General features: G+C 50.8%; 15 protein-coding genes. 5 read left to right on the top strand and 10 right to left on the bottom strand.

Annotated elements, in window-relative coordinates:
- Positions 1-304 precede the first annotated feature (304 nt).
- Positions 305-1144 carry a CDP-diacylglycerol--serine O-phosphatidyltransferase gene (gene pssA / locus CBR65_RS09270; RefSeq protein ID WP_087466587.1) on the bottom strand — a complete coding sequence of 280 codons (840 nt, stop codon included), beginning with the start codon at positions 1142-1144 and terminating at the stop codon, positions 305-307.
- A gap of 115 nt (positions 1145-1259) precedes the next feature.
- A complete protein-coding gene (gene ilvC, locus CBR65_RS09275; protein ID WP_087466588.1) occupies positions 1260-2276 on the bottom strand; it encodes a ketol-acid reductoisomerase in 1017 nt (338 codons plus the stop codon).
- 146 nt (positions 2277-2422) lie between these two features.
- On the opposite strand from ilvC, the gene ilvY reads away from it, so the two are divergent.
- Positions 2423-3322, top strand: coding sequence for an HTH-type transcriptional activator IlvY (gene ilvY, locus CBR65_RS09280; protein WP_087466589.1), 900 nt, complete (start codon positions 2423-2425; stop codon positions 3320-3322).
- Between the two features lie 48 nt (positions 3323-3370).
- Here ilvY and ilvN read toward each other — a convergent pair whose 3' ends face one another.
- Together ilvN and CBR65_RS09290 are read right to left on the bottom strand one after the other, a co-directional pair.
- Positions 3371-3862 carry an acetolactate synthase small subunit gene (gene ilvN / locus CBR65_RS09285; protein WP_087466590.1) on the bottom strand — a complete coding sequence of 164 codons (492 nt, stop codon included), beginning with the start codon at positions 3860-3862 and terminating at the stop codon, positions 3371-3373.
- A gap of 1 nt (position 3863) precedes the next feature.
- Complete coding sequence (locus CBR65_RS09290) at positions 3864-5600, bottom strand: acetolactate synthase 3 large subunit (RefSeq protein WP_087466591.1); 1737 nt, start codon at positions 5598-5600, stop codon at positions 3864-3866.
- A 492-nt stretch (positions 5601-6092) separates the two neighbouring features.
- Here CBR65_RS09290 and CBR65_RS09295 point away from each other — a divergent pair, with 492 nt between their 5' ends.
- On the top strand, positions 6093-6521 hold the full coding sequence (locus CBR65_RS09295) for a DUF4124 domain-containing protein (protein ID WP_087466592.1): 429 nt from the start codon (positions 6093-6095) through the stop codon (positions 6519-6521).
- Positions 6522-6572: 51 nt separating this feature from the next.
- On the opposite strand, the gene clpB is transcribed toward CBR65_RS09295, so the two are convergent.
- The 4 genes from clpB to rluD form a co-directional block, all read right to left on the bottom strand.
- The gene (gene clpB / locus CBR65_RS09300; protein WP_087466593.1) at positions 6573-9254 is read right to left on the bottom strand and encodes an ATP-dependent chaperone ClpB; all 2682 of its coding nucleotides are present in this window, start codon (positions 9252-9254) and stop codon (positions 6573-6575) included.
- Positions 9255-9400: 146 nt separating this feature from the next.
- On the bottom strand, positions 9401-9487 hold the full coding sequence (locus tag CBR65_RS22700; RefSeq protein ID WP_369825662.1) for a laccase domain-containing protein: 87 nt from the start codon (positions 9485-9487) through the stop codon (positions 9401-9403).
- On the bottom strand, positions 9447-10169 hold the full coding sequence (pgeF, locus tag CBR65_RS09305) for a peptidoglycan editing factor PgeF (RefSeq protein ID WP_369825654.1): 723 nt from the start codon (positions 10167-10169) through the stop codon (positions 9447-9449). The genes CBR65_RS22700 and pgeF overlap by 41 nt, the downstream gene beginning before the upstream one ends.
- Positions 10170-10178: 9 nt before the next feature.
- Positions 10179-11141: a 23S rRNA pseudouridine(1911/1915/1917) synthase RluD gene (gene rluD, locus CBR65_RS09310; protein ID WP_087468996.1), complete on the bottom strand. Its 963-nt coding sequence runs from the start codon at positions 11139-11141 to the stop codon at positions 10179-10181.
- Positions 11142-11357: 216 nt separating this feature from the next.
- On the opposite strand from rluD, the gene CBR65_RS09315 reads away from it, so the two are divergent.
- The gene (locus tag CBR65_RS09315) at positions 11358-12263 is read left to right on the top strand and encodes an outer membrane protein assembly factor BamD (RefSeq protein ID WP_087466594.1); all 906 of its coding nucleotides are present in this window, start codon (positions 11358-11360) and stop codon (positions 12261-12263) included.
- Between the two features lie 64 nt (positions 12264-12327).
- On the opposite strand, the gene CBR65_RS09320 is transcribed toward CBR65_RS09315, so the two are convergent.
- Positions 12328-13956, bottom strand: coding sequence for an NAD+ synthase (locus CBR65_RS09320; RefSeq protein WP_087468997.1), 1629 nt, complete (start codon positions 13954-13956; stop codon positions 12328-12330).
- 188 nt (positions 13957-14144) lie between these two features.
- On the opposite strand from CBR65_RS09320, the gene CBR65_RS09325 reads away from it, so the two are divergent.
- Together CBR65_RS09325 and CBR65_RS09330 are read left to right on the top strand one after the other, a co-directional pair.
- Positions 14145-15752 (top strand): PAS domain-containing sensor histidine kinase, encoded by a 1608-nt coding sequence (locus CBR65_RS09325; protein WP_087466595.1) that lies wholly within the window; start codon positions 14145-14147, stop codon positions 15750-15752.
- A gap of 41 nt (positions 15753-15793) precedes the next feature.
- Positions 15794-17176, top strand: coding sequence for a sigma-54 dependent transcriptional regulator (locus tag CBR65_RS09330; protein WP_087466596.1), 1383 nt, complete (start codon positions 15794-15796; stop codon positions 17174-17176).
- Between the two features lies 1 nt (position 17177).
- Here CBR65_RS09330 and CBR65_RS09335 read toward each other — a convergent pair whose 3' ends face one another.
- The gene (locus CBR65_RS09335; RefSeq protein WP_087466597.1) at positions 17178-17591 is read right to left on the bottom strand and encodes a type IV pilin protein; all 414 of its coding nucleotides are present in this window, start codon (positions 17589-17591) and stop codon (positions 17178-17180) included.
- Positions 17592-17604: the final 13 nt, after the last annotated feature.

A 17604-nucleotide genomic window follows, 5' to 3' on the forward strand; every position in this document is an offset into this window, starting at 1 on the left:
TTTTAACTTTTTTTGCTGCCGGGTCACGTCGCTTTCCGCCTCAGCGGTCCGCTCCATTTCCCTTCCCCTCTCTCCGAGGAGGCGCGCATTATACACATTCGCTTTCGCTTGTAAACACTTCATTTCACTCAGGTTTTACAAGCCGGTCAACACATCCTTTCTCAACCGCTCCCCGTCTGGAGAGGCGCGCATAATACCCGCTTTCGCTCTCCGCGCAACTCCTTTTTGCAATTATTTTTTACAGCGAACGTTTAATATTCAAAACCGCTCAACGACCAAGCATTTTGCATATTTATCCAACAGTTTATTCTCCGCCTTCAGTTTTCCGGCGATTAAAAATCAAACTGCGCTTCCGCCATAGCCACAAAACCGGAGCTGACAAACCATAAATAATTGACATAGTGAGCAGGACGCTCGCTTGATCAATAAGCAAGACAGCAAACACAAAAACAATCAGAAGCATCACAACAAACGGTACTCGACCGCGAAAATCAATATTTTTAAAGCTGCTGTAGCGGAAGTTGGACACCATCAGCAGCCCCGTTAGGGCCGTGATCAATGCGGCCGGTATTGCCGCTAACTCACCCATGTCACTGTTGTGCCATGTCCAAACAATACTGGCGATGATCGCTGCAGCAGCCGGGCTAGCAAGGCCGACAAAATGTTTTTTATCCACAGTACCAATCTGCGTATTGAACCGAGCCAAGCGCAAAGCAGCACAAGCCGCATAAATGAATGCGGCAGCCCAGCCAAGCTTGCCTAAATCGTGAAGCGACCAGCTAAACATAACCAAAGCCGGGGCCAGACCGAAGGAGACCATATCCGACAAACTATCGTACTGCTCACCAAATGCACTGGAGGTATTCGTCAGACGCGCAACCCGCCCATCCATACCATCGAACACCATGGCGATGAAGATTGCGATGGCCGCGCTGTCGAAATTGCCGTGCATAGCCGCGATGATGGCGTAAAAGCCGGCAAATAGTGCGGCGGTTGTAAACAGGTTGGGCAGCAGGTATACGCCGCGATGCCGAACTTTTTGCCCATTCTCCGACACTTCCTCAACATGCTCATCAAATGGTAATAAGCTGTCGTCCTCACTCGGTTCCTGAGTCTTTGTTTGCTCTGTCTCTTGGCTTGTCATACTTAACCTCTTATTTTGCAAGAGCGACATTGTACACACGTGATGCACTCACGCATCCAATAAAAAACGCGGCTATAGCCGCGTTTTTTATTGGACACCGATTATGACCGCAGAATCAATTCTTGGTTTTGTCGATAATCTTATTGGCCTGAATCCAGGGCATCATGGCGCGCAGTTTGGCACCTACTTGCTCAATCGGGTGCGCCGCATTATTGCGACGATATGCCGTCATTGAGGAGTAGTTGGTCGCACCTTCCATGATAAATTTCTTGGCGTACTCACCATCCTGAATATCTTTCAACGCCTGCCGCATGGCTTTACGCGATTCATCATTGATAACACGCGGGCCAGTCACGTACTCGCCGTATTCAGCATTGTTGGAGATAGAGTAGTTCATGTTGGCGATACCACCCTCATACATCAAGTCCACAATCAACTTAAGCTCATGCAAACACTCGAAGTAGGCCATTTCCGGTTCATAACCCGCTTCAACAAGCGTTTCAAAACCAGCCTTGACCAACTCAACACAACCGCCACAAAGCACAGCTTGCTCGCCGAACAGATCGGTTTCCGTTTCGTCTTTGAACGTTGTTTCAATAATCCCCGTGCGTCCACCGCCAACACCTGACGCGTAGGACAACGCCAGGTCTTTAGCCTTGCCGGAAGCATCCTGGTATATCGCAATCAAATCAGGAATACCGCCGCCTTTAACAAACTCAGACCGCACGGTGTGACCCGGTGCCTTAGGAGCAACCATGATCACATCCAGATCTTCACGAGGTACAACCTGGTTGTAGTGAATGGCGAAACCATGAGCAAAAGCCAGGGCAGCGCCTTTTTTAATGTTTGGCTCAATTTCTTCTTTATACAAACGAGACTGGAATTCATCCGGAGTCAGAATCATAACCAGATCTGCTGATGCCACAGCAGATGGCACGTCAGTAACCTTCAAACCATGCGCTTCTGCTTTCTTGACCGTTGCAGAGCCTGGACGCAAACCAACGACCACGTCAACGCCTGAATCTTTCAGGTTGCATGCGTGTGCATGTCCTTGCGAACCGTAACCGATAATGGCTACTTTTTTGGATTGAATGATAGAAAGATCACAATCTTTATCGTAATAAACGTGCATGACTGACTCCTGAATGACATTAGCACCTGAGATTGCCACGCTCATCCAAAGATGTCGTAGCGCTAAAAAGGCCGCTAGTGTAGAAAATTTCTCTTATGGCGTAAAATGATATATTCGCAACCTAATGATGCAATAGCTGCAATACTATGGATATCACCAAACTCAAGCTCTTTTGCACCCTCGCCAATACCCTCCACTTCGGCCGGGCGGCGGCAGCATGCCATGTCAGCCCTTCGACGGTCAGTCGGAGTATTAAACAATTGGAGGAGGATTTAGGGACAAGCCTGTTTGAGCGCGACAATCGCTCAGTCGTCTTAACCCATGAAGGGCAAAGCTTTCTGTTTTTCGCGCGGGAGGTTTTACAGCAATGGGACACTTACCAGGAATCACTGCTGGCCCATGCGGATCAATTGCGCGGGCAATTAAGCATTTATTGCTCCGTCACCGCCAGTTACAGCTTCTTATTCGACATTCTGACCGAGTTCCGTGTAAGCCATCCGGGCATCGCCATTAAATTACATACTGGCGATCCGGCCCAATCCATCGAGCGGGTATTGGCGGGCAATGAGGATATTGCGATTGCCGCCAAGCCGGAAAAACTGCCGGCCGGTATCAGCTTTAAATTGATCGCGCGCTCTCCCCTCATTTTTATTGCGCCGCGCGATGATGAAACCTGGCAGCCACCCGCCGCCTCCGCCCAGCATTTTTGGCAGAGGATTCCAATGATCATCTCCGAAGAAGGCCTTGCTCGCGAGCGCCTTGATTCATGGTTTGCCGAACAACAGATCCGCCCCAACATCTATGCAGAAGTGAAAGGGAATGAAGCCATTGTCAGCATGGTTAGCCTGGGATTTGGTGTGGGGGTATTGCCGAAGATTGTGCTGGATAACAGCCCGTTGGCGGATCGAGTGCAACCTCTGCACCATCAACCGGATCTGGGGCCTTATGACCTGGGTATCTGCGTGATGGAAAAGCGCCTCAAGAGTCCGATCATCAGCGCTTTTTGGCAACAACTACCCATCGAGGATTTGACTCCCAAAGAATAAAAAAGCCGACCAGCATTAACTGATCGGCTTTTACATAGCTGCGTGAATTTACAAACTCAATACTTTTTCACCACGGGATATTCCGCTAACCCCAGTACGCACCACTTCAAGAATGGCTGCATCACCGACGGCTTGTAAAAAAGCATCCAGTTTATCGCTAGCACCCGTGATCTGGATGATGTAAAGCGAACTCGTTACATCCACAATCTGGCCGCGAAAAATATCAACACAACGTTTTACCTCAGCACGTTGCGCGCCAGCCGCTTTGACTTTTACCAACATCAATTCACGCTCGATATGAGCACCTTCCGTCAAGTCGACCAATTTCACGACATCAATCAATTTATTGAGATGCTTGGTGATCTGTTCGATCTTGTGGTCATCGCCCAAGGTCGTCAGTGTCAACCGCGACAGCGTCGGATCTTCCGTCGGCGCCACGGTCAGACTCTCAATGTTGTAGCCACGCTGGGAAAATAAACCCACAACGCGAGACAAGGCACCGGGAGCATTTTCCATTAATACAGAAATAATACGTCTCATATCAGGTACGCTCCGTCTTGCTCAGGTACATGTCACGCATTGAACCGTTCGGTGCAACATGCATGGGATAAACGTGTTCAGATTGATCAACCATAATGTCCATAAACACCACGCGATCTTTCAATGCAAAACATTCTTCCAACTTCGCCTTGAGCTCTTCCTTTTTGGTTACTCGCATACCGACATGGCCGTAGGCTTCAGCCAGTTTGATAAAGTCTGGCAACGAATCCTCATACAAACTTTCTGCATAACGGCTGGAGTACTGCATATCCTGCCATTGACGGACCATACCCAGCGCCTGGTTGTTCAAACAGATAACCTTGACCGGCAGATGATATTGGGTACAAGTTGAAAGCTCCTGGATACACATCTGGATACTGCCTTCTCCAGTGACGCAAACCACGGTCGCATCACGATGGGCGATCTGCACCCCCATGGCAGCAGGCAAACCAAAGCCCATGGTGCCCAGACCACCGGAGTTGATCCAGCGGCGCGGCTTGTCAAACTTGTAGTACTGCGCCGCAAACATCTGGTGTTGGCCTACATCCGAGGTAACAAAAGCATCGCCGTTGGTGACTTCCCAGATAGCCTTAATCACATCTTGCGGTTTGATCACATTGCTGGTGGTGTCATAACGCGGCTTGGCATAGATGCCATGACGCTCACGCCACTCATTAATCTGCTTCCACCAGGCAGCAATCGCTTCGGCATCCGGACGCTCATCAGTCTCCTGGATCAATGCCAGCATCTCACTCAGCACGCTATCTACGGCGCCGACAATCGGCACATCGGCGACAACCGTTTTAGAGATAGATGCTGGATCAATATCCACGTGAATAATCTTGGCGTTAGGGCAGAATTTGCTCACCGTGTTAGTCACGCGATCATCAAAGCGCGCCCCGATAGCCAGGATCACATCGCTGTGGTGCATGGCCGTATTAGCTTCAAAAGTCCCGTGCATGCCCAACATGCCAAGAAAGCGTTTGTCCGTCGCCGGATAAGCACCCAAGCCCATCAAGGTATTGGTACACGGAAAATCGAGCAGTTGAACCAATTGGGTCAACAATTCGGAGGCATTACCCTGAACCACACCGCCGCCGGTATAAATGACCGGCCGTTTAGCACCCAGCAATAACTGCACAGCCTTTTTAATCTGGCCGGAGTGACCACGTGTAGCCGGTGTATAAGAGCGGATCTTGACCTTATCCGGATATTCATAGGGAAAGGTCTGTGCCGGATGAGTAATATCCTTGGGCACATCAATTACCACCGGGCCGGGCCGACCAGTCGCCGCAATAAAGTAGGCTTTCTTGACGATCTCCGGGATTTCGCTGGCGTGTTTAACCATAAAGCTGTGCTTCACGATCGGGCGAGAGATACCGACCATATCGGTTTCCTGAAACGCATCCTCACCAATCAGGTGGCTCTGCACCTGACCGGAGATCACAACCATCGGAATAGAATCCATATAAGCTGTGGCAATACCGGTGATGGCATTGGTCGCGCCGGGACCAGATGTCACCAGCACGGTGCCCACTCGGCCGGTAGAGCGTGAATACGCATCCGCCATATGGGTGGCGGCCTGTTCGTGGCGCACCAGTATGTGCTTGACATCTTGCTGCCTGAAAATAGCGTCGTAGATATGCAATGCAGCACCGCCCGGGTAGCCGAAGATGTATTCAACACCTTCATCTCGCAACGCGCGGATTAACATATCTCCGCCTGAGAGCATTTCCACTTTGATTCCCCTTTAAAAACATAAATTGCGCAAGCTACAAGAGTAATGATTGCGCGATAACAGAAATGGCAACGCACAGGCCCGACTTTACCCCAAAAGGGAGTCGCCCTGTGCATCATCGACAGTGTGATTAACCAGATTCCCCTGCCCCCGCGCGGGTAGCGATTGCGGTGGCCAGCAGGGCAGACGTCGTCGGTGGACGCGCCTTCGCGATTGCGAATGGTTCGATAAGCGGGTGACTTACCGGAAGCAGACTGTGGTGCCGAGGTTATCGACTGGATCTACAAGCCATCTTGCGAACTGGCAATTTTGGCAAGATAGTCGCTAAAGTCAAGGGAAGATGCCGAGATTTGCCCAGATAATCCTGAATAGGTTGCTCTCGCCGACGATAATTGACGGGCAAACTGTCACAGTTTGCAGCTTTCCTGTTCCGCTCTTTGGGTATTAGCAGCTATAGTTGATGCATTCCCCGTAAAACAATGAGTCTTATCCATGAAACGTTTGTTTGTCCTCGCTCTTTGTATGGCCGGTCTCACACTGGCAAGCCAATCCTTCGCCGCCAAGGTGTATAAGTGGGTCGATGCGGATGGAGTAACGCACTTCAGCGAACATCCGCCTAAAAATACACAAACCGAAGTCATTAAGCCCAAGACCGGCCACAGCGAACCGGTCAATTATGAATCAGCCGCACCGGCAGGTGATGATGGCGCTGCTGCTGGACAACAGCAGGCAGATGAGGCAATGGCCCAAGCATTAAAAGACCCCACCCGTTGCGCAGCGGCACGCAAAAATATGGAGACCTTGCGAAATTTCGGACGAGTGAAGGTAAAAGGCGAAGATGGTTCCTTTCATTTCCTGACACCAGAGGAACAGCAGGAGCGTATCCAGTCAACTCAACAAGCGATTGATGAAAGCTGCTAAAGACCAACGCGCAGAAACAAAAAAGGCCATCACGCGATGGCCTTTTTATTGTTAGTGCATCCGCTTTTCACCTAGCAATTCCGCCTTGCTGCGAGAGAAAACCAGCTTGTCGCCCTTCAACCCGACAAAGATTGTATCGCCCGGCATGAATTTTCCAGCGAGGATTTCTTGGGCCAGTGGGTTTTCAATCTGTTGCTGAATTGCCCGCTTTAGCGGACGAGCGCCATAGACCGGATCGAAGCCGGCCTTCGCCAGTTTGTCCATGACCTCATCATCCAAATCCAGGCTCAGGTCGCGCTCAACCAAACGCTTGCGCAACAAGTCCAGCTGGATATCAGCGATGCCACGGATCTGGTCACGACCCAAGGGGTGAAAGACAACCACCTCGTCAATACGGTTAATAAATTCCGGCCGGAAATGCCCGGTAACAACCTCCATCACCGCATCCTTCATGGCGTTGTAACGATTTTCATTGTTGATGGAGTTATTGGCATCGTCATTGACTAAGCCTTCAAAGCTTACGGTGTCGAAGGATTTGTCTTCCGCTAATTCCTGAATACGATCAGAGCCCAAATTGGAGGTCATGACGATAACGGTATTACGAAAATCCACCGTCCTGCCTTGTCCATCGGTCAAACGCCCATCTTCCAATACCTGCAGCAGGATATTGAAAACATCCGGGTGCGCCTTTTCCACTTCGTCCAGCAATAACACCGAGTAAGGTTTACGTCGCACCGCTTCCGTGAGATAGCCGCCCTCTTCGTAACCCACGTAACCGGGAGGCGCACCGATCAGGCGCGCGACGGAATGCTTTTCCATAAACTCCGACATATCGATGCGCACCATGGCATCAGAGGTATCAAATAAAAATTCTGCCAGGGATTTACACAGCTCAGTTTTACCGACGCCGGTTGGTCCGAGAAATAAAAAAGAACCATTAGGACGATTGGCGTCAGAGAGTCCAGCGCGCGAACGACGCACCGCGTTTGCTACAGCCACCACAGCTTCGTGTTGACCGATAACGCGCTTGTGCAAGGCTTCCTCCATGCGCAGTAATTTCTCACGCTCCCCTTCAAGCATCTTGGAGACCGGAATACCCGTCCATTTCGACACGACTTCAGCAATTTCTTCTTCAGTAACTTTATTGCGCAGCAACTTCATCTCCATCATTTCAGCCTGACTGGCCATGTCCAACTGTTTTTCCAGCTGCGGAATAATCCCATATTGCAATTCCGACATGCGTGCAAGATCACCTGCGCGCCGTGCCGACTCCAGATCCAGACGCGCCTGCTCCAAATGACTTTTGATTTCGTGAGAGCCTTGCAGGGCGGCTTTTTCAGTGCGCCAGATTTCTTCAAGATGCGCATATTCGTGCTCGTACTTCGCAATATCCTGATCAATCTTTTCGAGGCGTTTTTTACTCGCTTCGTCTTCATCTTTTTTTACCGCTTCGCGTTCAATTTTTAATTGAATCAAACGGCGCTCAAGACGATCCAACTCTTCCGGTTTGGAGTCGATCTCCATACGAATACGGCTGGCCGCTTCGTCAATTAAATCGATAGCTTTGTCCGGTAACTGACGATCAGTAATGTAACGCTGTGACAGCTTGGCCGCGGCGATAATGGCAGAATCGGTAATATCGACACCGTGGTGAACTTCATAACGCTCTTTCAAACCGCGCAAGATAGCAATGGTGTCGGACTCGTTCGGCTCATCCACTAACACTTTTTGGAACCGTCGCTCAAGTGCTGCATCTTTCTCAATAAATTTACGGTATTCATCCAGGGTGGTCGCTCCGACACAATGCAACTCCCCGCGCGCTAACGCCGGCTTTAGCATATTGCCCGCATCCATCGCACCTTCCGCTTTACCTGCACCCACCATTGTGTGTAATTCATCAATAAACAGGATAACGCGCCCTTCCTGTTTGCTGAGTTCGTTGATGACTGATTTGAGCCGCTCTTCAAATTCGCCGCGGAACTTCGCGCCAGCCAACAGACCACCCAAATCCAGGGACAACAAACGTTTGTTTTTCAAACCTTCCGGTACTTCGCCATTAATAATGCGTTGGGCCAAGCCTTCCACAATTGCGGTTTTACCCACGCCCGGTTCACCGATAAGGACGGGATTATTCTTGCTGCGGCGTTGCAATACTTGAATGGTGCGGCGAATTTCGTCATCACGCCCGATAACCGGGTCCAGTTTTCCTGCCTCTGCCCGTGCAGTTAAATCTACCGTGTACTTTTCCAGTGCCTGACGATTACCTTCGGATTCCGGATCATCCACGGTTTCTCCGCCACGCACCTTGGCAACGGCTTGTTCAAGCCGCTGCGCATTACCAAACTCCTTCAGGAGCTTGCCAGCCTTACTCTCACTATCATCCATAGCGGCCAGCAATACTGCCTCACTGGAGATGAATTTATCACCCGCTTTTTGCGCGCGACGATCCGCCAGATTTAACAGGCGAACCATTTCCTGGGACATGTTGACGTCCCCGGTCGGATTTTTGATGCGTGGTAATTGTTCCAAGGTTTTAAGCAAGGCATTACGCAGACCTGCTACATCAAAGCCTGCCTGACTAAGCAGGAGGCGCACGGTTCCCGCACCTTGCTGATCCAACATTGCCTGGAGTAGATGAAGCGGTTCCAGTTGACTGTGGTCGCGCCCAATAGCCAGCGATTGTGCATCTGACAAGGCCGTTTGTAACTGGTTGGTTAAGCGATCGATACGCATGCTTACCTCGAATGAATAAGTCAGGACAGAATGACTTCAAAATGGGGACGCAGCTGATGAAATCAAGCAAGGGGTATCATGAATGGCGGCAGTTGCAGCGTCTTTGCGACACATCAAATAGAAAAGCAATGAGCAATGAAATCGGACTAGTGATCAGTTAACCAAATAAGACTGGCCATACGACCTGTCGTTTTATCGCGACGATAGGAGTAAAAAACGGTCGCTATCGGCATAGGTGCAAAAGTCGCCACCGTAGATAGCCTTCACTCCCAGCGCTTTCAATTCCGCGCGGGCCAATGCATAGATATCCGCATAAAAATGTAACGGGCGCTGACCGGGCTTGAAAGCCTGGGCGATTTCATCGCTCTGCTGTGAATGGCGGGCCATTTTGAAGAATGCTTCGAGTACTTCAATACCCACTTCAAAATGCGGCTGGGAAATAGCCGGCCCTAAATAGGCGAGCAGGTGCGAGCCTGGGCCAGAGAATTTTTGTAGGGTGCGAGCAATGATGCCTTTGGCAAGACTGCGCCATCCGGCATGAATAGCAGCGACCTGAGTGCCCTCTCGGTCACATACCAGAAGGGGTAGACAATCAGCAGTCATAACCACGCAAGCTAATCCCGGCTCTGTGGTATAGCAGGCGTCCGCTGTTTTAACCTGGCCATCCGCTTTGGCCATGGCTACCTTCACACCGTGAACCTGCTCCAGCCATTGGGGTGTTTTGCCCAGTTCGAGGGATTCGCACAGCTGTTGGCGATTGGCGGCTACCCTCGTAGGGTCATCGCCCACATGAAGCGCCAGATTATTGTGATCAAAAGGCGGTTGACTGATTCCGCCCTGACGCGTGGTGATACAGGCTCGCACGGTTGGTGGCAAAGGCCAGTCCAGCGACATAGTGCTTTTGCCGGGAATCATTAGGCCGCCTTAGTTTTCATTGCTATAGCCATGTTTAAGTGCGTCCAGTAGTTGCTGGAAATCCTCCGGCAAGGGGCTGGACCATTCGCAATAGTCGCCCGTGGCGGGATGCTCCAGCCCGAGGGTCGCTGCATGCAATGCCTGGCGGGGGAAATGCTTGAGCACACTGATCAGGTGATCATCGGCGCCTTTGGGAATTTTGAACCGTCGGCCATAAGTAGCATCACCGACGAGTGGAAACTGGATGTGCGCCATATGGACGCGAATCTGGTGGGTGCGGCCAGTTTCCAAGCGAACCCGAATATGGGTGTGGTGGGGAAAACGGGTCAATACCCGATAGTGAGTAACTGCTCGCTTACCGCCGTGGCTCAACACCGCCATCAGTTTGCGCTGCGTGGGGTGGCGTCCTATGGGCGCGTCTACCGTACCGCCGCCAGTCATCGCACCGACGGCAACCGCTTCATATTCCCGACTGACGGTTCGATCTGCCAGTTGCTCAACAAGATCCGCGTGGGCTTGCAGGGTTTTGGCAACGACCATAAGACCGGTGGTTTCTTTATCCAGGCGATGAACAATACCAGCACGCGGCACATTAATAAGGTCCGGACAATGATTCAGCAGCGCATTCAGCAGAGTGCCTGTTTGATTACCGGCTGCGGGATGCACTACCAAACCAGCCGGCTTGTTGATCACCATCAGGTGATCGTCTTCGTAAACAATATCGAGATCGATAGCTTCCGGCTCCCAGGTGCCCTGGGCTTCCAACTCGGCCCGCAACGCCAGATGCTCGCCGCCGATCAGTTTGTCCTTGGGTTTGGCAACCCGCCCATCCAGGGTCAACTGACCATCACGAATCCAGGATTGCAGGCGCGAGCGGGAGAAATCGGGGAACAACTCCGAGGCCACTTGGTCGAACCGCATGCCGCCCATGTTGAGCGGTACCTGGGCGCTATGTTCAAGCACTTCTTTCATTGCGTAGCAAAACCTCTGACTCAAAAAAGTCGCCCAGCTTACACCATGAGCGATCCAAAAGCTGGGGCCGGAATAAAAACCATCGCCGGGCATCAGCAAGGCAGGCAGCACAGAACAGTGATTGCCACTTTGGTATCGGCAAGCTCTGTGTTTAAATACCCGCCGCCAGCCTGACTGCGGCCTTTTTCCTGAAACGAGATGCGAGTTTAAACCACTATGCGTGTTATGCACTTCCTGCTACTCAGCGCCCTGATCCTGCTGACAGCCTGCTCCAGCACCCCGAAAGAGCCCGAGTACACCACGGAGGCAGACCTCTACAACGCAGCGACAACCCAGTTGAATCGCAGCCAGTGGGAAACTGCCATTAAAAACCTGCAGACGCTGGAAGAAAACTTTCCCTTCGGTACCTATGCAGAGCAAGCGCAGTTGGAGTTGATCTACGCCTACTATATGTCCAACGACCCGGATGCAGCCATCGCCACGGCTAATCGTTTTATCCGCTTGCATCCCCAGCACCGCAACGTCGATTACGCTTATTACATGATGGGGCTAAGCTCTTTCACCAAAGACAAGGGCATGTTTGAGCGGGTTCTACCCACCGACCTGACAATGCGCGACCCCGGTGCTGCGCGGGAATCCCTGGCTAACTTTTCCCAATTGTTGAACCGTTATCCCGATAGCGCTTACGCTGCTGATGCCAAAAAGCGGATGCTGTACTTGCGCAACCTGCTGGCTCGTTATGAAATCCATGTCGCCAACTATTACTTCAAGCGCGGCGCCTACTTGGCCGCCACAGCTCGGGGTCGCTATGTACTGGAGAATTATCCCCGTACACCGGCCATCCCCGATGCTCTGGCTGTGATGGTGCAAGGCTATAAAGAATTGAAGATGGAAGATGCAGCCGAACAAATGCTCGCCATCCTGCGCACCAATTACCCGAATCACCCCGTACTCGACAGCAACGGCCAGTTTAACGACAGGTTCCGGTATGGCAGCGATGAACGTTCCTGGGTTAGCCGCCTGACCTTTGGCTTGTTTGATAAGCGCGATCCACCGGGCTTTGATACACGGGAACTGTATAACCCCGAATACCAAAAACCAGCGCGACCTGATCGCAGCTGATAAAAAATCCGGGCTTGCCCGGATTTTTTTCGCCCATCATTAAAGCGTGGTTTACAAGAGGCGATTATTCGCCCGGCTTCCAACCGGAGGTAATGGGATAACGGCGGTCACGCCCGAAACCTCGCTGAGAAATACGAACACCAACAGGTGCCTGACGACGCTTGTATTCATTGATATCCACCAGACGCACCACCCGTTCCACCGTAACCCGGTCAAATCCGCGACTGATGATGGCTTCCGCGCTGTAATCCTGCTCTACATACAACGCCAGAATCTGATCGAGTGTTTCATAGGGCGGTAAGCTGTCCTCATCCTTCTGGTCGGGCGCCAGCTCGGCCGATGGTGGACGACTAATAACGCTCGGCGGAATGACTTCGCCGAGCGTATTACGGTAACGCGCCAATTCAAACACCAGCGTTTTGGGTACATCTTTCAAGGCATCAAAACCACCCGCCATATCGCCGTACAAGGTCGAGTAACCCACAGCCATCTCACTTTTATTACCGGTGGTAAGGACCAGATAACCTTTTTTATTGGAGATAGCCATCAACAACACACCACGACAGCGGGCCTGAAGGTTTTCTTCGGTGGTGTCGCGGGAAGTGCCAGCGAACTCATCGTTCAAGGCAGCCATAAAAGCTTCATACATCGGCTCGATACTGATGGAGCTATAACGCACGCCCAGCCGGCGCGCCTGTTCCGCAGCATCATTTTTGCTGAGGTCGGATGTATAGCGAAATGGCATCATCACGGCTTCGACCCGCTCAGCACCCAAGGCATCGACCGCAACAGCGAGTGTTAGCGCAGAATCAATCCCACCGGACAATCCCAGCACCACACCCTTGAAGCGATTTTTATTCACATAATCGCGCATGCCCAACACCAGTGCCTGATACACCGACGCCAATGGATTCAATAAGGGGCTCAGGGTTTGCTGCGGTATCGATGTAGTGGTATCGATCACATCCAGGCTTAGTGCAAACAGGTTTTCCTCAAAATTCGGCGCGCGGAAACAGACCTGGCCTTGCGCATCCACGGCCACAGAGCCACCATCAAACACAAGTTCATCCTGACCGCCGACCAGATTGGTGTAGAGAATCGGCATATCACCCTGTCGGGCGCGAATGGCCAACAATTGCTCTCGCTCCTGTTGCTTACCCTGATGGTAAGGCGATGCATTGAGATTAAACATAAGCCTTGCACCCGCTGCTTTAGCTTGCGCCATTGGCTCGGGATGCCAGATATCCTCACAGACACTCAGTGCAACAGGAACCTGCCCAAGGTGAAAAATGATCGGTTGATTGCCTTCATCAAAATAGCGCTCTTCATCAAATACCTGATAATTAGGTAAGCACTGCTTTACGTACTCTGCGAGCCATTCACCGTCCTGAATCACACCTGCCATATTAAAAACCCGTCCGCCCTTTACGCGCGGGTAGCCAAGAACAATGGCAATCGGTAACTTCTGCGCCTGAATATGGGCAAGCGCGCGCTCAATACGCGGCGCCAGGCTTGGGCGCAACAGCAGATCTTCCGGCGGATACCCCGTCAATGTCAGTTCCGGGAAAATGATGGCATCCGCTTTGTGTTCATCAATAGCCCGACGCGCGCTGGCAATGACCAGCTCGGTATTACCGGGTATATCACCCACCAGTGTGTTGATTTGGGCCAATGTGATTGTCAGGCGTGGCATAAGATAAAGGCTCCCAAAGGTATCAAAGCAGATGGCGTCAAATACATGAATGGCGCGACTGATACAGAACCAGTAACAAGGGTATAGTACGCAGGGAAGCGCATTGTCGAACAATCCTGCCATTTAGGCAAAAATGATTTGCGCAGCCAAAGCCATTAGAAATACCAACATAAGACTGATGACATTCGATGAACGTATTCGCCATTAACTCGCCTACCTATAACCCTTACGATTTGTTGCGGGTCTACACCTACTATCGGACCTTGTTGGGCGCCGTGCTGTTGTTAATGTTTCAAGGCGATATCGCCCGGAATGTTCTGGGGAATGATAACCCGGACATTTTTTTCTATACCTCCGCCAGCTATACCCTGATCAACTTCATCAGCCTTATCATGTTCTGGCGGGTGAAATTTCTGCCATCGCAGAAACAACTATTCAGCCTATTATTTATCGATCTTGTAGCCATTATCCTGCTGATGTATAGCAGTGGAGGAATTCTCAACGGACTCGGGTATTTGCTTTTGGTGGCTGTCGCGGCGGGCGGGATGTTGTTGCGAGGGCAGATCGCTATATTCTTTGCAGCGTTGGCCAGTATCGCTGTTATTTCGGAAAGCACGTACCGGTATTTCACTTCATCGCTCGACAATAAAGCGTTTTTCTCTGCCGGGTCGCTCGGTGCGTTGATCTTCATCATCGCCATTGCGTTTCAATATCTCACGCGCAAAATTCGCAGTAGTAATGAAGAAGCCATTGCACAGGCACAACATGTTGCACATTTGCAGAAACTGGCACAGATGATCGTCGAGCGTATGCGCACTGGCATAGTGGTATTCAACAAAAATCGTGGTATAGAACTGCTTAATAATTCTGCCCGCAACCTGTTGGGATTACCGCCTGAACAGACATCACGGCTGACCTTACGCGATGTGCCCGCCCTGGATCACAAGGTAACGCAGTGGCAGCAGGCCAAAAAACAGTACTCCCCCATTCTGAAGATTGATAACGGACTGAGCGATGAAGTAAAGATTAACTTTGCTCCGCTGGAATCCGATGAAAATACGGATACTTTGATTTTTGTGGAAGACAACCGGGCCATTGCACAACAGGCACAGCAACTTAAACTGGCTTCGCTCGGCCGTTTGACGGCGAGTATAGCCCATGAAATCCGCAATCCATTGGGCGCCATCAGTCATGCCAGCCAACTATTAGGGGAGTCTGAAGGACTGTCACCCCATGACCAACGGCTATTAGAAATTATCGACAACCATTGCAAACGGGTAAACCAAATTATCGAAAATGTTTTACAACTCTCTCGCCGCCGCATGGCTCAACCTCAGCAAGTGCAATTGAATACCTGGATCGAGCACTTTATGGAGGAGTATAAAAATAGCCGGGCAGAGCCTGTCGATATCAAAGTTATTTGTCTGGAACACAATATTGTTGGCCAATTTGATCCCGGCCAGCTACACCAGGTCATTACCAACCTGTGCGATAACGGCTTACGTTACAGCAAGATCGCTGGCGGTAAAGCGAGCGTCATACTGGAAATTGGTGTCGATGAAAAATTACAGCGCCCCTATATTAATGTGATAGACAGCGGCCCTGGTATTGCGTTGGAAAACCTGAAACATTTGTTCGAACCGTTTTTTACCACAGAGAATACCGGCTCAGGCCTGGGACTGTTTATTTGTAAGGAGCTTTGCGAAGCAAACCAGGCTTTTATACACTACCGTCGCACAGAAGACGGCAGTAGCTGCTTTCATATTCAACTTGCACACCACGAACGCGCTCTATAATTTTCAGGGCAAAGATAAACGTATTACACGATGGTATTGTTATGAGCAACAAACGCGCACTGGTTATTGACGATGAACCGGACATTCGCGAACTGCTGGAAATCACCTTGGGCCGAATGCAAATCGACACCGATAGTGTCGCCAGCGTTAAAGAGGCTCGGCACCATCTCGCTCAGCAACACTATGATCTTTGTTTGACCGATATGCGCCTGCCCGATGGCAACGGATTAGAACTGGTGGAATTTATTCAGCAACACCACCCTCGCTTACCGGTTGCGGTCATTACCGCCCATGGCAGTGTGGATACCGCTATTGAGTCGATGAAGGCCGGTGCCTTTGATTTTATAACCAAGCCGGTAAACCTCAGCACACTTCGCAAACTCGTTTCCACCGCGATTCAATCCAGTCAATTACCGCCAGCAAAGATGCCCAACGATACTTTAATTATCGGGCAATCTTCTGCTATTCAGGACCTTACTCGCAGCATCCAAAAGCTTGCCAGGTCCCAGGCGCCAGTATATATCAGCGGTGAATCCGGCTCGGGCAAAGAATTAGTGGCACGCTCAATCCATGAACTTGGCCCTCGCGCGCACAAACCCTTTATTGCAGTCAACTGTGGTGCGATTCCTCGCGAATTGATGGAGAGTGAGTTTTTTGGTCACAAGAAAGGCAGTTTTACCGGCGCACATCAGGATAAACCCGGCCTGTTTCAAGCAGCCGAAGGCGGTACATTATTCTTCGATGAAGTTGCCGATCTGCCACTCGACATGCAAGTAAAACTTCTGCGCGCTATCCAGGAAAAGTCCGTGCGCGCTGTCGGTTCCGCCGAAGAAATTGCAACCGATGTACGCATACTCTGCGCTACACACAAGAGCCTTGAAAGGGAAGTCCAGGATGGCCGCTTTCGCCAGGACTTATTCTATCGCCTAAATGTGATTCAACTGTCTGTCCCCGCACTTCGTGAACGCCGGCAGGATATTCCTTTACTAGCTAACCACCTGCTGCAAAAGCTGGCTGAGGCCGTCAATTTGCCAACGCCCCGTTTATCCAACGACGCGTTAAAACGGCTGAATGATTATGCATTCCCCGGCAATGTACGCGAATTGGAAAATATTCTGGAACGTGCATTCACGTTAAGCGACAGCGATGTTATTGAGGCGGAAGACTTGCAGCTGCATGGCGAGCAATCACTCAAGATACATCCCTTATCCCATAAGCCCTCAAGCAGCAATCTCGTCGACTACCCGGCCCGCTGCGCTGAGTACCCATCATTGGATGATTATTTACAGGATGTAGAGAAAGATATTTTGTGTAACATGCTGGAACAGGTGAAATGGAATAAAACCCTAGCTGCGAAGCAGCTAGGGATTAGTTTTCGGTCGTTGCGGTATCGGTTGCAGAAGTTGGGGTTGGATGAGGATTAAACTACCAACATTCATCTACACTCGCTCCAGCAGCGTCTCTCGCTCCGGTGTGAGTAAGTATTAATGCTTCGCATTTATCTTTTGCCTGAGAGGCACCGGCTGGCTCAGCCCTCAAAGTAAATGTAGTCGCTGTAATATTCCCGGAAATTGTATAAAAACCCTCCTGAGAAGTAATAGTAGCTTCGTCATCCAAATCAGATGCCACACCACAATTTGCATTGTTATATTCGCTGTAGGCCGTGTAACACCGCTGCAATCGTTGCGCAATGTCATTTAATGTGACTTTCGCATCGGAACGGTTACTCTTTCTAACTGATTCCATATAACTAGGATATGCAATTCCAGCCAAGATACCGAGGATCGCTACAACAATCATAACCTCTATCAGCGTAAAACCTTTCTGACATTTATTCATGCTTTAACCTGTC

It is taken from the genome of Cellvibrio sp. PSBB006, assembly GCF_002162135.1.
GTDB lineage: Bacteria > Pseudomonadota > Gammaproteobacteria > Pseudomonadales > Cellvibrionaceae > Cellvibrio.